We start from the raw sequence: 17,489 nt of genomic DNA on the forward strand, positions 1-17,489 counted from the left end.
GTTCAATCCATCTCCATTGTAAAACTGAGGCTAAAGACGTTAATGTAAACTATACCTAGTGAGAAAGCTGCTCTAGAATAGTCATATCTCAACAAAATTAGATTTTACCTATGCGTGATCATCGACCAACCTCGACAGAGGATGTAATTGCTGAGTCTCAATTTAAGCAAATTCAAGAACATGCCGGAGAAATCTTGCAGCTTAACCAAGCTCTACAAACAATTTTACCAAAAGGGACGGCAGATCATTGCCGAGTTGCAAATATTCGCAATGGCCATCTTCTGATAGACGTATCTAGCGCGGCCATCAAAATGAAGATCGACTACGATCGTCTAATGATCTTAAACAAACTGCGCACACAAGGTTATGCAAAATTGATAAGTGTCGACGTTCGGATCAACCCTTCACTTTATCGTAATCGATACGAGAAAGACGATAGGCCCAAACGCCCGCCGCTCACTGAGTCAGCAGCTCAATCACTGATGACCATCGCTGATATGGCCCCACCAAAAATCCAAGAGCGACTAAAAAGGCTCGCAGATATGGCAGAAAAATCTGGCCAATAACCATCAACCATCAACCATCAACCATCAACCATCAACCATCATCAAGTGATGGTAAAATTTAGATAGAAAAAAACCAGGTCGAAACCTGGTTTTTAATATTCTTTGACTAACTTATGCTAGCACCATGTTTGGCTCTGCAAAAGCGACTGGAGAACCGACTTCTTCTTCGAAAGTTGTCCATTCCCACGCTTCTTGATCCGCCAATACTGCGCGTAGAAGTTGGTTGTTTAAACCGTGACCTGATTTATAAGCACGGAATTCACCAATAATTGGATGACCACACATGTAAAGATCGCCAATTGCATCTAACACCTTGTGAGTAACAAACTCATTCTCAAAGCGCAGACCTTCTTCGTTCAGAATTCGGTAATCGTCCAATACGATAGCATTGTCGAAGCTACCACCCAAAACTAGGTTTTGAGATTGTAGGTACTCGATATCACGCATAAAGCCAAACGTACGTGCACGAGAAATTTCGCGAACGAAACCTTGAGATGAGAAATCAAACAGCAGACGCTGCTCGTCTGATTCAATCGCAGGGTGGTTAAAGTCAATTTCGAAGTCCATACGGAAGCCGTTAAATGGGACAAATTCTGCCCACTTATCGCCATCTTCAAAACGAACTGGCTTTTTAATGCGGATAAAACGCTTAGGAACGTTTTGCATTTCGATACCAGCTTGCTGAAGCAGGTAAACGAACGGGCTTGCGCTACCATCCATAATTGGGATTTCAGGTGCGTCAACTTCAACAACAATGTTGTCGATGCCCATACCTGCAAGTGCAGCGTTCAAGTGTTCAACCGTTGAAATACGCACACCTTCGTCGTTCACTAATGCAGTACAAAGCATAGTGTCACGAACAGAAGCTGGATCAGCTGGAAAATCCACAGGTGGATTTACATCTGTACGACGGTAAATAATACCTGTGTTTGCAGCAGCCGGGCGCAGAGTAAGCGTGACTTTACGACCAGAGTGGAGACCCACACCAGTAGTTTTCACTATTTCTTTCAGAGTACGTTGTCTGATCATCTGCTTGCCTCTCTAAAATATGCTACAAAACACGGTCGTCTGTAACGTCGACCGTGAATGCTACCATAATTTTGAGCCATGTCAAATTTATGGGTTAAAGATTAATCAGCCTGACGACGTAAAAATGCCGGGATATCTAAGTAACCGCTTTCTTTCTCTTGCTTTGGTGCTGCTGAGCTTTGGCCCGCGGCAGGAGAAGAAGAAACTGTGTTTGTCGGCTGAGGAGTTACCTGTGGCTTCTCTTGCACTTGATTCTGCAAAGTTTGTGCCGGCTTTTCTTCAGCTTGCGCTGCCGCAACTTGTTGTGGCTGAGCTTGAGGAGCCGAAGCTACTTTCGCTTTACCACCAGCGACTAGCGTGATATCTGGCTTTCTTTCATTGCCAATACCTGTCGCAACTACTGTCACACGGATTTCATCTGTCATATCTGGGTCTAGAGAAGTACCGATAACCACGGTTGCATTGTCAGATGCAAATGCCTTCACTGTGTTACCCACTGTCTCAAACTCATCAAGACGCATGTCCAGACCAGCAGTGATGTTAACAAGAACACCGCGAGCACCAGCAAGATCGATATCTTCTAGAAGTGGGCTAGAAATTGCCATCTCAGCCGCTTCTTCAGCTCGGTCTTCACCTTTCGCAATACCACTACCCATCATCGCGTGACCCATTTCAGACATCACTGTACGTACGTCTGCAAAGTCGACGTTGATCATACCAGGGCGAGTGATTAGCTCGGCGATACCTTGAACTGCATTCTTAAGAACGTCATTCGCACTCGCAAATGCTTCAAGCAACGTTACGCCACGACCAAGAACTTTAAGTAGCTTCTCGTTTGGAATCGTAATTAACGAGTCAACGTGCTTAGATAACTCATCGATGCCTTGCTCAGCAAACGCTAAACGCTTTTTGCCTTCAAAGCTGAACGGTTTTGTTACAACCGCTACCGTCAGAATACCTAGCTCTTTCGCCACTTCAGCAATAACAGGTGCTGCACCAGTACCTGTACCACCGCCCATACCAGCTGCGATAAACACCATATCGGCACCAGTTAGGGAATCTTTAATTCTATCTCTGTCTTCGAGAGCTGCCTCACGGCCAACTTGTGGATTCGCACCTGCACCCAGACCTTTAGTGATATCACCACCAATCTGAATGACATTGCCAACGCTTGTCTTACGAAGTGCTTGCGCATCAGTGTTGACGCTGATGAATTCCACACCTTCGATGGATTCACGCACCATGTGTTCAACGGCGTTACCACCGCCGCCACCAACTCCAACGACCTTGATTACTGCATCGTCAGACATTTCCATCATCGGTTCAAACATGTGTTGTCTCCGTTTATCCTGCAACTCAGGTTAAAACTCTTTTTGTATCCAATTACGCAATTTATCGAAAAAGCCAGTAACAGATGAGCGTTTAGGTTCATTGTAATCGCTATCGTCGCTAGACTGCATGTCTCTTGCGTAATGAAGTAATCCAACTGCCGTAGAATGGTACGGCTCTTTTACATAGTCAGTTAGCCCGCTGACTTCGAGCGGTTTGCCGACCCTTACTTGATTGCGGAATACGCGCTCCGCACATTCTACTACTCCGTCAATTTGCGCAGCACCGCCGGTTAGAACTACACCCGCAGCAAGATGGTGCTTAATGCCCTCTTCGCGCAGTTTCGCTTGTACAGAGTCGATAGTTTGGTTAACTAATCCCATAAGCTCAGAGTATCGTGGCTCAATCACTTCAGATAGAGTCTGACGCTGCAGACTACGTGAAGGACGTCCTCCTACGCTTGGGACATTAACCGTGTCATCCTTACTGACCAGTTCACTCAAAGCACAGCCATATTTGACTTTTATTTCTTCAGCATCGCTCACTGGCGTACCAAAAGCAAAAGCAATATCGCTCGTTACAGCATTTCCTGCGTACGAAAATACTTCTGTGTGACGTAACGCACCACCAGTCCAGATAGCCACATCCATCGTACCGGCGCCAATATCTACCACACAAACTCCGAGCTCTCTTTCATCCTCGGTGATTACCGCATTACTTGCAGCAAGCCCTGAAAACACAAGTTGCTCTACTTTAAGGCCGCAGCGCTCTACTGCCTTAATAATATTGCGTGCCATGTCATTATGACACGAGATAAGATGGACACTGACTTCCATTCTTACCCCTGATAAACCAAGAGGGTTTTTGATCCCTTCTTGATAGTCGATGGTGAACTCTTGAGGAATCACGTGAAGGATTCGCTGTTCATCACCGATTTTAATTGATTTCGCGGTATGGATCGCTCTGTCCATATCTTCTTGAGAAACTTCCTCGTCTGATATGGTGCCCATGCCTTTTTCAATTCGGCTTGCGATATGCTTACCAGACAACGAGATGAAGACTCGGCTGATTTGGCACTCGGCCATTAGCTCAGCTTGATCAATTGCACGTTGTACTGATTTTACAACCGACTCCAAGTCATTCACGCCACCTTTATCCATGCCGCGCGAAGGGCTACTACCCGCACCAATAATATTAATTTGGCCATCAGGTAGAATCTCACCCACTAGAGCTGATACGGTTGCAGTGCCTATATCAAGACCAACAATAATGTTGTCATCTGCGGCCTTAGTCATCTGTACTCTCTTCTAACTCTTCTTCAGGAAACCAACCGACTGCGGCTCCTGTATCGTACCTGAGATCGATATAACTGATTCGTTGCGTGTCACTGCCAAGCTTGTTATAGAGCGAAAAAAAGCGCTCTATACGCTCAAGAAGAGACTCTTTACCAAGCTCTAATCGAATACCGTTATCTAGGATGATTTGCCAAGCTCGTCGCTCGTTTAACACCAGAGACGATATCGCTAAACCCAATTGTTGAAACTTAGGACTCAGTTCGCGGTAAGTTTGTAACACTTCCGGGCCAGTGTCTTTGGGTCCATACAACTTAACTTTCTCGTCCTTTAACAAAGCAACATCACCATCGAAAACCAAACCGTTTTTATCTAACAGTTCGTTGCCATTCCAAATGGCTTCGGGTTGATGCTCTGTTAAGAAAACTTTTACTGTATCGGGCCACTGCTTGCGAATCGCTGCATGAGCAACCCACGGCAATGCTTCAACACTTTGCTGTAATACATCAATATCCTGAGACATGAATGTACCGATGTGATCTATTCGACTAAATGCAGCCTGAACATCGTCAGCTTTGACGTACTCCAATTTACCTTGAAGCACTATTTTGGAGAGAGGTAACCTTTGGTCATCCCACATCCAACTGATCGCCGAGTACAAAACAGAACTAATTAAGGTCACAACCACAACGAAAAATAGCGCACCCAAGATTTTATCTTGGCGACCACGGTTATTGTCCGTGTTTAGTCGCTCTTCATTAAGTGCAATATTCAACAACGTCTTCGTTTCCTGACTTTTGTCGTGTACTTTTCACCGTATAATATCGTATCGGCAAAAGTATTGACTTTAACCTTGGGATTATACTGAGCTCTTGTAAACTATCAAACACTGATAACAATAAATCACAACGATCTTGACGCAAAATCGAGATCTGAGTCTTATCTGTCCTTTGCGTCATCACTCTGACTTATCCAAGCATCTTGTTTATATTTAACTCAAGATTAGCCAGCTGTTTGGCAACTTTACCAACATCACCAGCACCTTGCGTTAAAATTAGGTCGCCGTCTTGTATAACGTTAGCCAAAACTGATGGTAATTGCTCGATTTCTGGAACAAAAATCGGATCTACTTTACCTCGGCTGCGAATCGTACGGCACAAAGAGCGTCCATCCGCGCCGGCAATCGGTTTTTCACCCGCGGCATACACGTCAAGCATGATCAATACATCAACCTGCTCAAGCACGTTTGCAAAATCATCGTAAAGGTCACGAGTGCGACTGTAACGATGTGGTTGGAAAATCATAACCAATCGCTTATCTTGCCAACCACTGCGTGCAGCCTTAATGGTGACGTCAACTTCCGTTGGGTGATGACCGTAATCATCGACTAACATCGCATGACCGTTACCTGTATCAAACTCACCAAGGTGATCAAAACGACGGCCAGTACCTTGAGTGCCTGCCATCGCTTTTAGAATCGCGTCATCTTCAATGTCGTCTTCCGTTGCGACCGCTATTGCTGCTGATGCGTTCAACGCATTGTGACGGCCTGGAATGTTTAGCGTGATATCGAGGTTAGCTCGGCCTTTACGTACTACTGTAAATTTACCTTGCTGACCTTCTTGATGATAATTTTCGATACGTACGTCCGCATCGTCAGAAAAGCCGTAGGTGATCACTTGACGGCTAATACGCGGAATCAATTCACGAATCACTGGATCATCGATACAGACAATGGCTTGGCCATAAAACGGCAGGTTGTGAAGAAAATCAATGAAGGTTTGTTTCAACGTTTCGAAGTCACCACCGTAGGTATCCATGTGGTCAGCTTCAATGTTGGTAACGATGCTCACCATAGGCTGCAGGTGCAAGAAAGAGGCGTCGCTCTCATCCGCTTCTGCAATCAGAATACGGCTAGAGCCCAAGCGCGCATTTGTGCCCGCGCTCTTTACTAGACCGCCGTTTACAAACGTAGGATCAAGGCCTGCTTCGGAATAGATTTGTGTGACTAGTGCTGTGGTGGTGGTTTTACCATGTGTACCCGCAACAGCGATACCATGACGGAATCGCATCAGTTCAGCCAGCATTTCTGCTCGGCGAACAATAGGAATACGCAATTCACGAGCCGCCATGACTTCAGGGTTTTCTTCGTTAATCGCGGTGGAAACGACTACCACACTAGCCTTTTCGACATTACTTGCTTGGTGACCAATAAATACGGTTGCCCCTTTCGACACTAAGCGCTCGGTTACTGGGTTTTCAGACAAGTCTGAACCCGTGATTTCATAACCTTCGTTTAGAAGAACTTCAGCAATGCCGCTCATGCCCGCACCACCGATACCGATGAAGTGGATGCATTTCACGCGACGCATTTCTGGTACCATCGCGCGAATCTGAGCTAAGTCTTGTGTATGTTGGATAGTCATTAATTCGATTCTCAATAATTCGTTAACGCTTTTCGGTCAAAGCGACAATGGCTTGTGCGACAACTTTGTCAGCATCTAATTTTGCGGCACTGCGTGCCTTTTGAGCCATTGAAAGTAAAGCTTGGCGATCCAATTGTTGGATCTGTTGAGTCAAAGACTCCACGGTTAAATCAGGTTGTTCAATCATCTTCGCAGCACCGCATTCCACTAAGTGGTCGGCATTCAGTGCCTGTTGACGGTCTTTATGCATAAACGGAACAAAAATAGCGCCGACACCAGCAGCAGACACTTCGGATACCGTCAGTGCGCCTGAACGGCACACCAGTAAATCAGCCCATGCATAGGCTTCGGCCACATCATCGATAAATTCAGTTACTTCAGCATTGTTCACCTTGTGCTCCTGATAAGCCGCCTGTACTTCTTGAGCTGCGCCCTTACCTGCCTGATGACGAATGCAGTACGTTTCACCAAGATTTGCCATTACCGCGGGAAGAGTCTGATTAAGAATACGCGCACCCTGGCTTCCGCCCATCACCAAGATTCGAATAGGATCCTGGCGATCTTGCATACGTACTGACGGCTCTTCAAGTTGAGTCACATCTTCACGTACTGGGTTACCGACAACCGCCGCAGAAGGAAATGCGCCGGGAAACGCTTGAAAGACTTTCTTAGCGATCTTTGATAGCCATTGATTTGTTAAACCTGCAACCGCGTTTTGTTCGTGTAGAACAACCGGGATACCGCTTAACCAAGCCGCGATACCACCCGGACCACTCACATAGCCGCCCATACCTAAAACGGCATCCGGCTGCCAGCGCTTCATGTGCGCTCGCGCTTGCATGATGGCATTAATAATTTGAAAAGGGGCAGCTAAAAGACGTTTAACGCCTTGGCCTCGCAGACCTTTTACTTTGATAAAGTCGATCTCAATACCATGCTTTGGCACCAAATCGGCTTCCATTCGATCCGCCGTGCCTAACCAACGGATCTCCCAACCCTGTTCTTGAAGCTGCTTTGCCACCGCCAAACCTGGGAATACGTGACCGCCGGTACCACCGGCCATCACCATCAAACGTTTATTCTGTTTCATTCGTCTGTTGTTCTGATTGTTGTTGCGCGCGTTTCAAGCGGCATTCGTGATCGATACGCAGCAATATGGACACTGCAACGGACATAATAATCAGACTGGAACCACCATAACTGATTAGTGGAAGCGTCAAACCTTTGGTTGGAACAATACCAGCAGCTGCGCCCACATTGACCATGGTTTGAAACGCAAACCAAATACCAATACCAAACGCTAAGTAACCACCAAACATCTCGCCTTCTTCAAAAGCACGTTTGCCGATATACACAGCTTTAAGTACCAAGCTAAAAATCAACATCAGCACTAAAACAACACCGACGAAACCAAGCTCTTCAGCCAATACCGCAAATACAAAGTCGGTGTGCGCTTCTGGTAGGTATTCCAGTTTTTGAATTGAGTTCCCTAACCCTTGACCAAACCATTCTCCGCGACCAAACGCCATCAAAGATTGAGTCAACTGATAGCCGCTACCGAACGGATCTTCCCATGGGTCAAGAAACGAAGTAACACGGCGCATACGGTACGGTTCTACCAAGATCAAACCGACGACAGCGCCAATGCCTGCAATCATCAGGGCCAGGAACTGGGTTAGCTTCGCGCCCGCGATAAATAACATGCCAAACAGAGTAACCAGCATTACAACGACGGTACCCAAATCCGGCTGACCAAGTAACAAGACGGCGAAGAAAGCAAACACCATGATTGGCTTCATAAAGCCGCCAAAGAAGGTCTGGCGCACTTCATCTTGCTTACGAACTAAATAACCGGACATGAAGATGAACAGCGATAGCTTCGCAACTTCGGCAGGCTGTAAGTTGAACAGACCAAGCGGAATCCAACGAGAGGCGCCGTTTACTGACTTACCTGCAAGAAGTACAACAATCAGCAAGCCGAATGAGACCCAAAGCAAGTAATGACTTTTCTTAAACCATTGCTCTAAAGGTACTTGAAGTATCACCGCAGAGGTCCCGATCGCCAACACTAAGAAGGTGGCATGACGGAACATGAAGTGGAACGGCTGATCGGTCAATCGTGAGCTGATTGGGAAAGACGCAGAGGTCACCATAATCAAACCAGTCAACATCAAACCCAACGCAATCCACACCAACTGGCGATCAAACAGCGCTTCTGGCGCTGGATGCTTAAGCCAATTACCAATGTTGTGTTTAACGTTACTTAAACCCACGAAACGAGTAACCTTTAGTTATGCATATTTCTGAGCAAGAACAGCAAATGCATCGCCTCTTGCCATAAAATTGTCGAATTGATCAAAGCTAGCACATGCGGGAGACAGCATCACCATATCACCAGATTTTAACTGCGAAGATATTTGTTGAATCACATCTTCCATGGTGTTGAAACGGATTGCTGACTCATGTAGTGGCATAAAATCATCGCCATCTAGGCCAAAACAGCACAGCTGTAGGTTAAGCGTTGCAAAGATCGGTTTTAATGGCGTGAAGTCCGCGCCTTTACCGACACCACCAACGAGCAGATAAAGTTTACCGGTCGACTCTAATCCTGATAGCGCAGCCATAGTGCTTGCGATATTAGTTGCTTTAGAGTCATTCACCCATTTTACGCCACGATTATCCGCAACCACCTGGCATCGGTGTGTCAGTCCAGTGTAATTTTTAAGTGCATTCAAAGCGTTGTGGTAATCAACACCTGCAGCTTTGAGCAGAGCCAACACGACGAGAGCGTTCGCTAAGTTATGTTTGCCGACAAGTTTCAATTCATCGCTGGCGATAACGCGCTGACCATGATCAAGTAACCATGTGCGAGAACCATCGACTTCAAGGCCGTAAGCTTGCTCATCGCTGCCAAACGTGACCACAGGCATCTCAACCTCTGGGTACGTCTCTTGGTCATCACGGTTAACCACGGCTAACTCTGCATGATCAAAAATACGCAACTTAGCAGCGCGATAATCTGCCATACCTTCGTAGCGATCCATATGATCTTCGGAAAGGTTAAGAAATGCCGCCGCTTTGAGTTTCAAACTCGACGTCGTTTCCAACTGAAAACTTGAAAGTTCCAGTACATACAAATCTGCATCTTGCTCAAGCAGCTCCAGTGCAGGCACGCCAATGTTACCGCCGACACCCACCGTCAATCCTGCCGCTTTTGCCATCACACCAGTTAAATCTGTCACCGTGCTCTTGCCGTTTGAACCAGTGATGGCCACCACTGGTTTATTCACAGCCCAAGCAAACAACTCGATGTCCCCCACGACAGGCGTGCCTTTCGCTAGCACCGTTTGTATCTCTGGTGTCGCCAACGCTATACCAGGGTTGGTCACCACCAAGTCAGCTTCTGCAAGCCACTGGGTATTCCAACCACCACGGTGTAGTTCAACCTGTTCAGGCAGACGCTCGGCGCCTGGCGGATTGTCACGCGTATCAATAACTTTAACCGTCAATTGCGGCTGAGTTTTTCGGAGGTGTTTAACGACAGAGAGCCCGGTAATACCGAGCCCTACGACGACAACGTTATGTATGTTTTGCCAACGTTCCATATGTGATCACACTGTATTGCTTGTTCTTGGAAAGTGCGTTTAACGCACTTTCAATGTCGCAAGACCAATCAGAACAAGAACCATAGAAATTATCCAGAATCGCACGATTACACGAGGTTCTGGCCAACCTTTTAATTCGTAGTGGTGATGAATTGGTGCCATGCGGAAAATGCGTTGACCGCGCAGCTTGTATGAACCGACTTGGAGGATTACAGACAGTGTTTCCATTACAAACACACCGCCCATGATAACCAGCACTAATTCTTGACGAACCAAAACAGCAATAGTGCCTAGTGCACCACCTAGCGCAAGAGAGCCTACGTCACCCATAAATACTTGTGCTGGATAGGTGTTGAACCATAAGAACCCAAGACCCGCGCCCACAATCGCCGTACATACCACAACAAGCTCAGAGGCGTGTGGTAGATATGGGATGTGCAGATATTCAGAAAAGTTAACGTTACCAGTAGCCCAAGCGATAACGGCAAAGCCTGCAGCAACCAGTACCGTCGGCATGATAGCCAAACCATCTAAGCCATCAGTGAGGTTTACCGCATTACTGGTGCCAACAATCACGAAGTAAGTCAGAATGATGTACATCAGACCAAGCTGTGGCATCACGTCTTTAAAGAATGGCACGACAAGCTGCGTCGCTGCTGTGTCTTTACCATAAGCGTATAGAGCAAATGCCACAACAAATGCGATCAAAGACTGCCAGAAATACTTCCAACGCGCGATCAAACCATCGGTGTTTTTACGCACCACTTTACGATAATCATCGACAAAGCCAACGGCGCCATAACCTAGCAATACCGTCAGTACCGCCCAAACATAAGGGTTGGATAAATCAGTCCACAATAGAATCGTGATCGAAATAGCCGCCAAAATCATGATACCGCCCATAGTAGGAGTACCACGCTTGCTAAAGTGAGACTCAGGGCCTTCGTTACGCACGACCTGACCAATTTGAAGCATTTGCAAACGCTTGATCATGATAGGTCCCATCCAAAGAGAAAGACCTAGGGCAGTAAGTACACTGAGAATTGCTCGAAAAGACAGGTATTCAAACAATCGGAAAAAAGACAGGTATGGCTGTAGCAGCTCGGCAAGCCAAATAATCATTAAAAATACTCCTTCAAAGCAGCAGCGACTTCAAACATACGTGCACCGTTCGCGCCTTTAACCAAAATAGTGTGTTGGTCAGAAACGGTTTGGTCTAGATGCTGCTTGATGTAGTCAATCATCTCTTGATGTGTCTCAAAGTGAATGCCATGGCAAAGCTCGCTAATGATCTTTGCGTCTGCACCATATGTGAGAACATGTTCAAATTTTTGTGGGGCAGCATGTTCCCCGACTTGACGGTGAAGTGCAAGACTTTCCTCACCCAATTCCGCCATATTGCCTAAAATCAACCAGCGCTGACCGCGAAACGCCCCAAGCAAATCAACCGCCGCTTTCATCGCAGGTACGCTTGCATTGTAGCTGTCATCGATCAACTTGATCATCGAGCTGAGTTGCTCCACATCCACTCGGCCTTTTACTTTGTTAAGGTTTAAAAGACCAAACTGAATCTCTTCAACGGTTGCCCCCATGTGTAGCGCAATGATTGAGGCCGCAATGGCATTTGCAACGTTATGTTGACCAATAATACCAAGTGACAGTTCAATTTCTCGCGAATCTGATGAAATATGCAAAGTAAAGCTCGCTTTACCTTCCTCATTCATTGTCACGTTCGATGCGTAAAAGTCCGCTTGCGAATTATTATGCGAGAAAGTGATCACTTTTTTATCTGCAAGAACCGATTGCCACAGCGCGTCACCGTTACTATCGAGATTGACGATGGCAATGCCACCAGCCTGTAACCCTTGATAGATTTCACCTTTGGCTTGCTTTACACCCTCAATAGAACCAAAGCCTTCCAAATGCGCCGCCGCAACATTGTTTACCAGCGCGATATCCGGTTTCACAAGCTGGGTAGTGTAAGCAATTTCACCAATATGGTTTGCGCCTAGCTCAATCACCGCGTAATCGTCATCTTGCTGAGAACGCAGCAAGGTCAGCGGAACACCAATATCATTATTGAAGTTACCTGCCGTGAACAACACGTTGCCTTTTTGCTGAAGAATGCTGGCAACCATCTCTTTCACAGTAGTCTTTCCACAACTGCCAGTTATCGCAACGGTAGGCGTTTGGCAAGAATGGTGCACCCAAGAAGCTAACTCGCCCAGTGCGATTTTGGTATCCGATACCACGACTTGCGGCGCATTCACATCAAGACGCTTTTCAACCAATAAGGCACCAGCCCCCGCTTCAAATGCTTGCTGACAAAAATTATGGGCATCGAATCGTTCACCGACAAGCGCAACAAACAGCGCACCATTGGCGATCGTTCGCGTGTCAGTGGACACTGCGTCGATAGTCAGATCGTTACCGAATAACGCTCCGCCAGTGATTTCTGCAATTTGAGATAAAGTAACCTTGATCATGAGGACAATCCTAAAAGCTGCATTGCGGATTCGCGGTCGGAATAATGAATCGTTTCGCCGTTACGAATTTGGTAGTCTTCGTGGCCCTTACCTGCCAGCAAGATAATGTCTTGAGGCGCAGCGTTTTCTAACGCGTAAGAAAGCGCTTTAAAGCGATCATGCTGGACAATCGCTTCTGCTGGTTTGGATAGGCCAGCAAGCATATCTTTGACGATGAATACAGGGTCTTCACTGCGCGGGTTATCATCGGTCAAGACGACTTTGTCACCCAAACGCTCAGCGATTTCTGCCATCATCGGACGCTTACCCGCATCGCGATCGCCACCACAACCGAAAATAGCCCAAAGCTGTCCGTCACAATGCACGCGCAGTGCTTGTAATGCTTTTTCAAGCGCATCAGGCGTGTGAGCGTAATCGACCACAACTTTGGCGCGATTTTCAGCTTGGAATAGCTCCATTCGGCCTAACACCGGCTGCAATTGAGCAGCCGTCACTAGCAAATCGTTCTTATCAAAACCAAGGCTCAATAAGGTCGCAAATGCCAGCATTAAGTTGGCTGCGTTGAATTCACCAATCAACGGCGCATGCAGCGTACCTTCGCCAAACTGACCATCAAAACGAATCGTAATACCGGATTCAGCATAAGCCACTTGGCTCGCCCATAGCGCGTGTTTAAACTCAGTTGTAGGAGCAAGAGAAACGGCAATCGCATTCGTCAGTTGTTTCGCCCACGCAGCGCCAACTTCGTCATCAACATTGATGATTGCTTGATCACATTGATGCTGGGTAAACAGCGTTAGTTTGGCGTTGGCGTACTCTTCCATCGTACCGTGATAATCAAGATGGTCTCGGCTCAAGTTGGTAAATACGCCAGCAGCAAAGGAAAGGGATTTAACGCGGCCTTGGATCAAGCCATGAGAAGACACTTCTAACGCCGTATATTGCGCTTGTTGTTCGGCCAAAGAAGCCAGCGTATGCTGGATTTCCACTGCGTTTCCTGTGGTGTTCGCCGCTTCTTTTAAATCATCTAAGAAACCATTACCTGTGGTGCCCATCACTGCTGCTTTTGAGCCAACTAATCCAATCCACTGCGCGATAAGCTGGGTGATGGTAGTTTTACCGTTTGTACCTGTCACACCAATCAACTTCATATCAGGATAGGTGTACAACTGGCCGGCAATTTCAGATAAACATTTATCAAGCGCATCGAGATAAACCACCGGAATATCATCGATGATGTCGATTGTACCATGCGCTTTCACATCACAAGCCTGGGCAATCACCGCATTGGCACCTTTTTCAATCGCAGAGGCAATGAACTTACGTCCATCTACGACATGGCCGACAATAGCGACAAAGGTTGTACCTGGTTGAACTTTGCGACTATCAAGTTCTAGTTCTGAAACGAGAACGGACGCCAAACTAGGGCAATCCACCCAAGGGGAAAGCAGCGCGTCCATACTGATGGCTTTAGTCATAATTGTTCTCCGAGCTTTGGCTCAGGTTTTCTTAAAGTGCTTTGCAGCAGGCTACATCGCCTACTGCTGGAATTTGTTTTCATCAGGTGCGACGTTCAGGATTTGCAGTGCACCTTTCATAATTTCAGAAAAGACAGGGGACGCGACCGAACCACCGTAGTAATCATCACCTTGCGGCTCATTCACAATTACCACCAACGCAATTCGTGGGTCGCTCACAGGTGCTAGACCTGCGGTATAAGTGATGTATTCATCACTATAGCCACCCGCCGATGCTTTTCGAGACGTACCCGTTTTAGCACCAACTCGATACCCCGGAACGGCTGCACGACGAGCCGAACCGCCTTTTTGAGTTACGGTCTCAAGCATATCAAGCACAAGACGCGCATTTTCCTTGCTTACTACCTGACGTGACATATCACGGTCATTACTCTCGATAATATGAATCGGCTCGTACTTGCCAAGGTTCCCTAACGTTGCATACGCATGTGCAAGCTGAATCGGCGTGATAGACAGACCATAACCAAACGCAATGGTTGCACGTTCAATGGGAGACCAACGCGTTCGAGTTGGGAAGATACCAGTCACTTCGCCAACTAAGTTCAAACCAGAAAGTTCCCCAAAACCCACCGAACTGTACAAGCCAAGCAGCGCCTCAACAGGCATTTGCATCGCAAGTTTGGTCACACCGATGTTACTTGATTTTTTCAGAATCATAGACAGGCTAGCTTTGCCTACCCACGAAACGTCCCTGACTCGGCTACCGCCCAATCGAAGCACGCCATTACCGGTATCAACGATAGTATCTTTATCCGCCACTCCATTTTCTAAGGCGGCTAAAATAACGAAAGGCTTAATGGTCGAGCCTGGCTCCATTGAGTCCGTGATCACACGGTTACGCATCTTATAACTTTGCCAATCCGTGCGGTTATTTGGGTTGTATGACGGAGCATTAACCATCGCCAAAACGGCACCCGTTTTTACATCCAGCATCACCACGGAGCCAGAGGTTGCACGGTGATCGGCAACCGCCTGTTTGATGGCGCGGTAAGCGATAGCCTGCAAACGCTGATCAATGGTCAGCTGCAACGACTTGCCTTCTTGTTTGTCTTGCCAAGCGATGTTTTCAACGACACGGCCATAGCGGTCTTTACGAATGGTCTTTTTACCTTCTTCACCGGTTAACCATTCATCATAGCTGCGCTCAACCCCCTCTAGGCCATGACCGTCAATGCCTGTCACACCGACAAGGTGCGCACTGACTTCGCCAGCCGGGTAATAACGACGAGACTCCGACTTAAGACCAATACCAGGTAGCTTCAGTTCACGAATGTAGTTTGCCATTGCTGGGCTCACCTGACGCTGCAGGTAAATAAAGCGACGCTTTTCGTTGCGCTTGATTTTGTCAATCAGGCCTTGGCGATCCACACCTAACACGTCTGCTAAGGCATACCAGTTTTGTTTCTGACTTAGCGCATTTTCTTTAAAAATGGTGGCTGGATCGGCCCAAACCGCTTCAACAGGCACACTCACCGCTAAAGGTTCACCATTGCGATCAGAAATAATGCCTCGTGCAGACGGGATAGACTTAACACGAATCGAACGTAGATCGCCCTGCTTAATGAGATTATCCGGCTCGATGATTTGAATGTAGGCCACACGAGCGACAAGAAGCGCAAAGGCGCAGAAAACAAAAAACAGCAATAAGTGGAAGCGCCAGCGAATCAAAAATGATGACTCTACTTCTACTTTCACTGCTTTCGGTGCGGTTTTGGTGTCGTTTACTGCGGCTTTGGGTTTCGCAGAAGACTTACGCTTATTTCCTTGTTTAGCGTTGGTTTTCTTTCTTATCATTTTAGCGTGATAACCACTTCTTTATCGCCGTCAGGTCGTTTCATTTCAAGAGCCTTTTTCGCAAGATCTTGCACTCGACTGTGTTCTGCTAAGGCGGTTTCTTCCAACATCAGGTTGCGCCATTCGCTATCTAATCGCTCGCGCTCAACCAGAGTGTGATCTTTTTCAGTGATCGCTTGACGCGCATGGTGGGTAGCAAATACCACTCCCATTGCTGATGCCATGATCAATAGCAACAATAGTAATGACCAGCGACCAACGGTAATTAAATCCGTGGCGATCAACTTAGCAAGGTTAGGAGTGGGTTTCGTCATAATAATTAAAGCTTTTCAGCAATTCTTAGCACAGAACTGCGCGAACGAGGGTTCATGTCAATTTCTTGTTTGCTCGGTTTTATCGCTTTGCCAACAGTTTTCATGTTTGCGCTGCCAAGCTCTTTGATTTGCGCTTCCGTCAAAGGAATCCCATGTGGAACCTCAGGACCTTTACTTTCTTTGCGGATAAAGCGTTTTACCATGCGGTCTTCCAACGAATGGAAACTGATGACAGATAAACGACCTTCAGGAGCTAAAATACGAGCCGCGCCTTTCAGTGCAGTATCAATTTCTTCTAGCTCACTGTTGATGTAAATACGGAACGCTTGGAAAGCACGCGTCGCTGGGTGCTTTTTCTCTTTAAAACTTTTTGGTGCTGCTTCAGAGATCAGTTTTGCCAACTGACCAGTACGAACCATTGGCTCGTTCTCTTCGTTTTCACGGTATTCCACAATCGCACGAGCAATACGACGAGCGTGTTTGTCTTCACCGAATTCACGAATCACCCAAGTGATGTCATCCAGATCCGCTTCCATCAACCATTGAGAAACCGGGATGCCTGAAGTTGGGTCCATGCGCATATCTAGCGGGCCATCTTTCATAAAGCTGAAACCACGCTCTGCGTCATCCAGCTGAGGCGAAGACACACCAAGATCCAATAACACACCGTCTACTTTACCAACTAGGTCATACTCTTCTGCGTATTGAGCCATGCCAGAAAACGGGCCATGAATAATGGTAAAACGAGGGTCGTCAATTTTGCCTGCTTCCGCAATCGCTTGAGGGTCACGGTCAATACTGTACAGTCGGCCATTTGGGCCAAGTTTGGATAAAATTGTACGGCTGTGACCGCCTCGGCCAAATGTTCCATCAATGTAGATACCATCTGGTTTGATAGCCAAGCCATCAATGGATTCATTTAATAACACGGAAATATGTTGGAAGGTTTCGGTCATAGCTTTCTCGTTGAATGATCTTGAAGCGATTCTTTAGTGTACTGATTTCCTACATCATCGCCACCACAAGTCTAAAGTTAGACGTGATTTACGCCAAGTTTATTGGTAATGACATAGTTTGCGTCAATTAAATGCAAAAAACCCATCGCTACCG

General features: G+C 46.8%; 15 protein-coding genes. 1 reads left to right on the forward strand and 14 read right to left on the reverse strand.

Annotation, left to right across the window (positions count from 1 at the left end; translation table 11 throughout):
- Nucleotides 1-110 precede the first annotated feature (110 nt).
- A complete protein-coding gene (locus ACF8OV_RS08795) occupies nucleotides 111-566 on the forward strand; it encodes a DUF721 domain-containing protein (RefSeq protein WP_005497100.1) in 456 nt (151 codons plus the stop codon).
- A gap of 111 nt (nucleotides 567-677) precedes the next feature.
- On the opposite strand, the gene lpxC is transcribed toward ACF8OV_RS08795, so the two are convergent.
- From lpxC to rsmH, 14 genes are all read right to left on the reverse strand, one after another.
- Nucleotides 678-1,595 (reverse strand): UDP-3-O-acyl-N-acetylglucosamine deacetylase, encoded by a 918-nt coding sequence (gene lpxC, locus ACF8OV_RS08800; protein ID WP_024700356.1) that lies wholly within the window; start codon nucleotides 1,593-1,595, stop codon nucleotides 678-680.
- Between the two features lie 101 nt (nucleotides 1,596-1,696).
- Complete coding sequence (gene ftsZ, locus ACF8OV_RS08805; protein ID WP_024700357.1) at nucleotides 1,697-2,926, reverse strand: cell division protein FtsZ; 1,230 nt, start codon at nucleotides 2,924-2,926, stop codon at nucleotides 1,697-1,699.
- A 30-nt stretch (nucleotides 2,927-2,956) separates the two neighbouring features.
- On the reverse strand, nucleotides 2,957-4,219 hold the full coding sequence (gene ftsA, locus ACF8OV_RS08810; RefSeq protein ID WP_005458184.1) for a cell division protein FtsA: 1,263 nt from the start codon (nucleotides 4,217-4,219) through the stop codon (nucleotides 2,957-2,959).
- Nucleotides 4,212-4,994 (reverse strand): cell division protein FtsQ/DivIB, encoded by a 783-nt coding sequence (locus tag ACF8OV_RS08815; RefSeq protein ID WP_005489880.1) that lies wholly within the window; start codon nucleotides 4,992-4,994, stop codon nucleotides 4,212-4,214. The genes ftsA and ACF8OV_RS08815 overlap by 8 nt, the downstream gene beginning before the upstream one ends.
- A gap of 190 nt (nucleotides 4,995-5,184) precedes the next feature.
- Nucleotides 5,185-6,642: a UDP-N-acetylmuramate--L-alanine ligase gene (murC, locus tag ACF8OV_RS08820; protein ID WP_005458174.1), complete on the reverse strand. Its 1,458-nt coding sequence runs from the start codon at nucleotides 6,640-6,642 to the stop codon at nucleotides 5,185-5,187.
- Nucleotides 6,643-6,664: 22 nt separating this feature from the next.
- A complete protein-coding gene (gene murG / locus ACF8OV_RS08825; RefSeq protein WP_021453148.1) occupies nucleotides 6,665-7,732 on the reverse strand; it encodes an undecaprenyldiphospho-muramoylpentapeptide beta-N-acetylglucosaminyltransferase in 1,068 nt (355 codons plus the stop codon).
- A complete protein-coding gene (ftsW, locus tag ACF8OV_RS08830) occupies nucleotides 7,719-8,915 on the reverse strand; it encodes a cell division protein FtsW (protein ID WP_005458190.1) in 1,197 nt (398 codons plus the stop codon). Before ftsW ends, murG begins: the two co-directional genes overlap by 14 nt.
- Nucleotides 8,916-8,933: 18 nt before the next feature.
- A complete protein-coding gene (gene murD, locus ACF8OV_RS08835; protein ID WP_005458170.1) occupies nucleotides 8,934-10,247 on the reverse strand; it encodes a UDP-N-acetylmuramoyl-L-alanine--D-glutamate ligase in 1,314 nt (437 codons plus the stop codon).
- A gap of 39 nt (nucleotides 10,248-10,286) precedes the next feature.
- Complete coding sequence (mraY, locus tag ACF8OV_RS08840) at nucleotides 10,287-11,369, reverse strand: phospho-N-acetylmuramoyl-pentapeptide-transferase (protein WP_005458164.1); 1,083 nt, start codon at nucleotides 11,367-11,369, stop codon at nucleotides 10,287-10,289.
- Nucleotides 11,369-12,733, reverse strand: coding sequence for a UDP-N-acetylmuramoyl-tripeptide--D-alanyl-D-alanine ligase (gene murF / locus ACF8OV_RS08845; RefSeq protein WP_203504970.1), 1,365 nt, complete (start codon nucleotides 12,731-12,733; stop codon nucleotides 11,369-11,371). The genes mraY and murF overlap by 1 nt, the downstream gene beginning before the upstream one ends.
- A complete protein-coding gene (gene murE / locus ACF8OV_RS08850) occupies nucleotides 12,730-14,211 on the reverse strand; it encodes a UDP-N-acetylmuramoyl-L-alanyl-D-glutamate--2,6-diaminopimelate ligase (protein ID WP_203504972.1) in 1,482 nt (493 codons plus the stop codon). The genes murF and murE overlap by 4 nt, the downstream gene beginning before the upstream one ends.
- Nucleotides 14,212-14,271: 60 nt before the next feature.
- Nucleotides 14,272-16,065, reverse strand: a complete 1,794-nt coding sequence (locus ACF8OV_RS08855) for a penicillin-binding transpeptidase domain-containing protein (protein ID WP_203504974.1) — start codon at nucleotides 16,063-16,065, stop codon at nucleotides 14,272-14,274.
- Nucleotides 16,062-16,379 carry a cell division protein FtsL gene (gene ftsL, locus ACF8OV_RS08860; protein WP_203504976.1) on the reverse strand — a complete coding sequence of 106 codons (318 nt, stop codon included), beginning with the start codon at nucleotides 16,377-16,379 and terminating at the stop codon, nucleotides 16,062-16,064. Before ftsL ends, ACF8OV_RS08855 begins: the two co-directional genes overlap by 4 nt.
- Nucleotides 16,380-16,384: 5 nt before the next feature.
- Nucleotides 16,385-17,335: a 16S rRNA (cytosine(1402)-N(4))-methyltransferase RsmH gene (rsmH, locus tag ACF8OV_RS08865; protein ID WP_005458168.1), complete on the reverse strand. Its 951-nt coding sequence runs from the start codon at nucleotides 17,333-17,335 to the stop codon at nucleotides 16,385-16,387.
- Nucleotides 17,336-17,489 lie beyond the last annotated feature (154 nt).

The organism is Vibrio sp. GLN_1 (assembly GCF_043106015.1).
Lineage (GTDB): Bacteria > Pseudomonadota > Gammaproteobacteria > Enterobacterales > Vibrionaceae > Vibrio > Vibrio parahaemolyticus.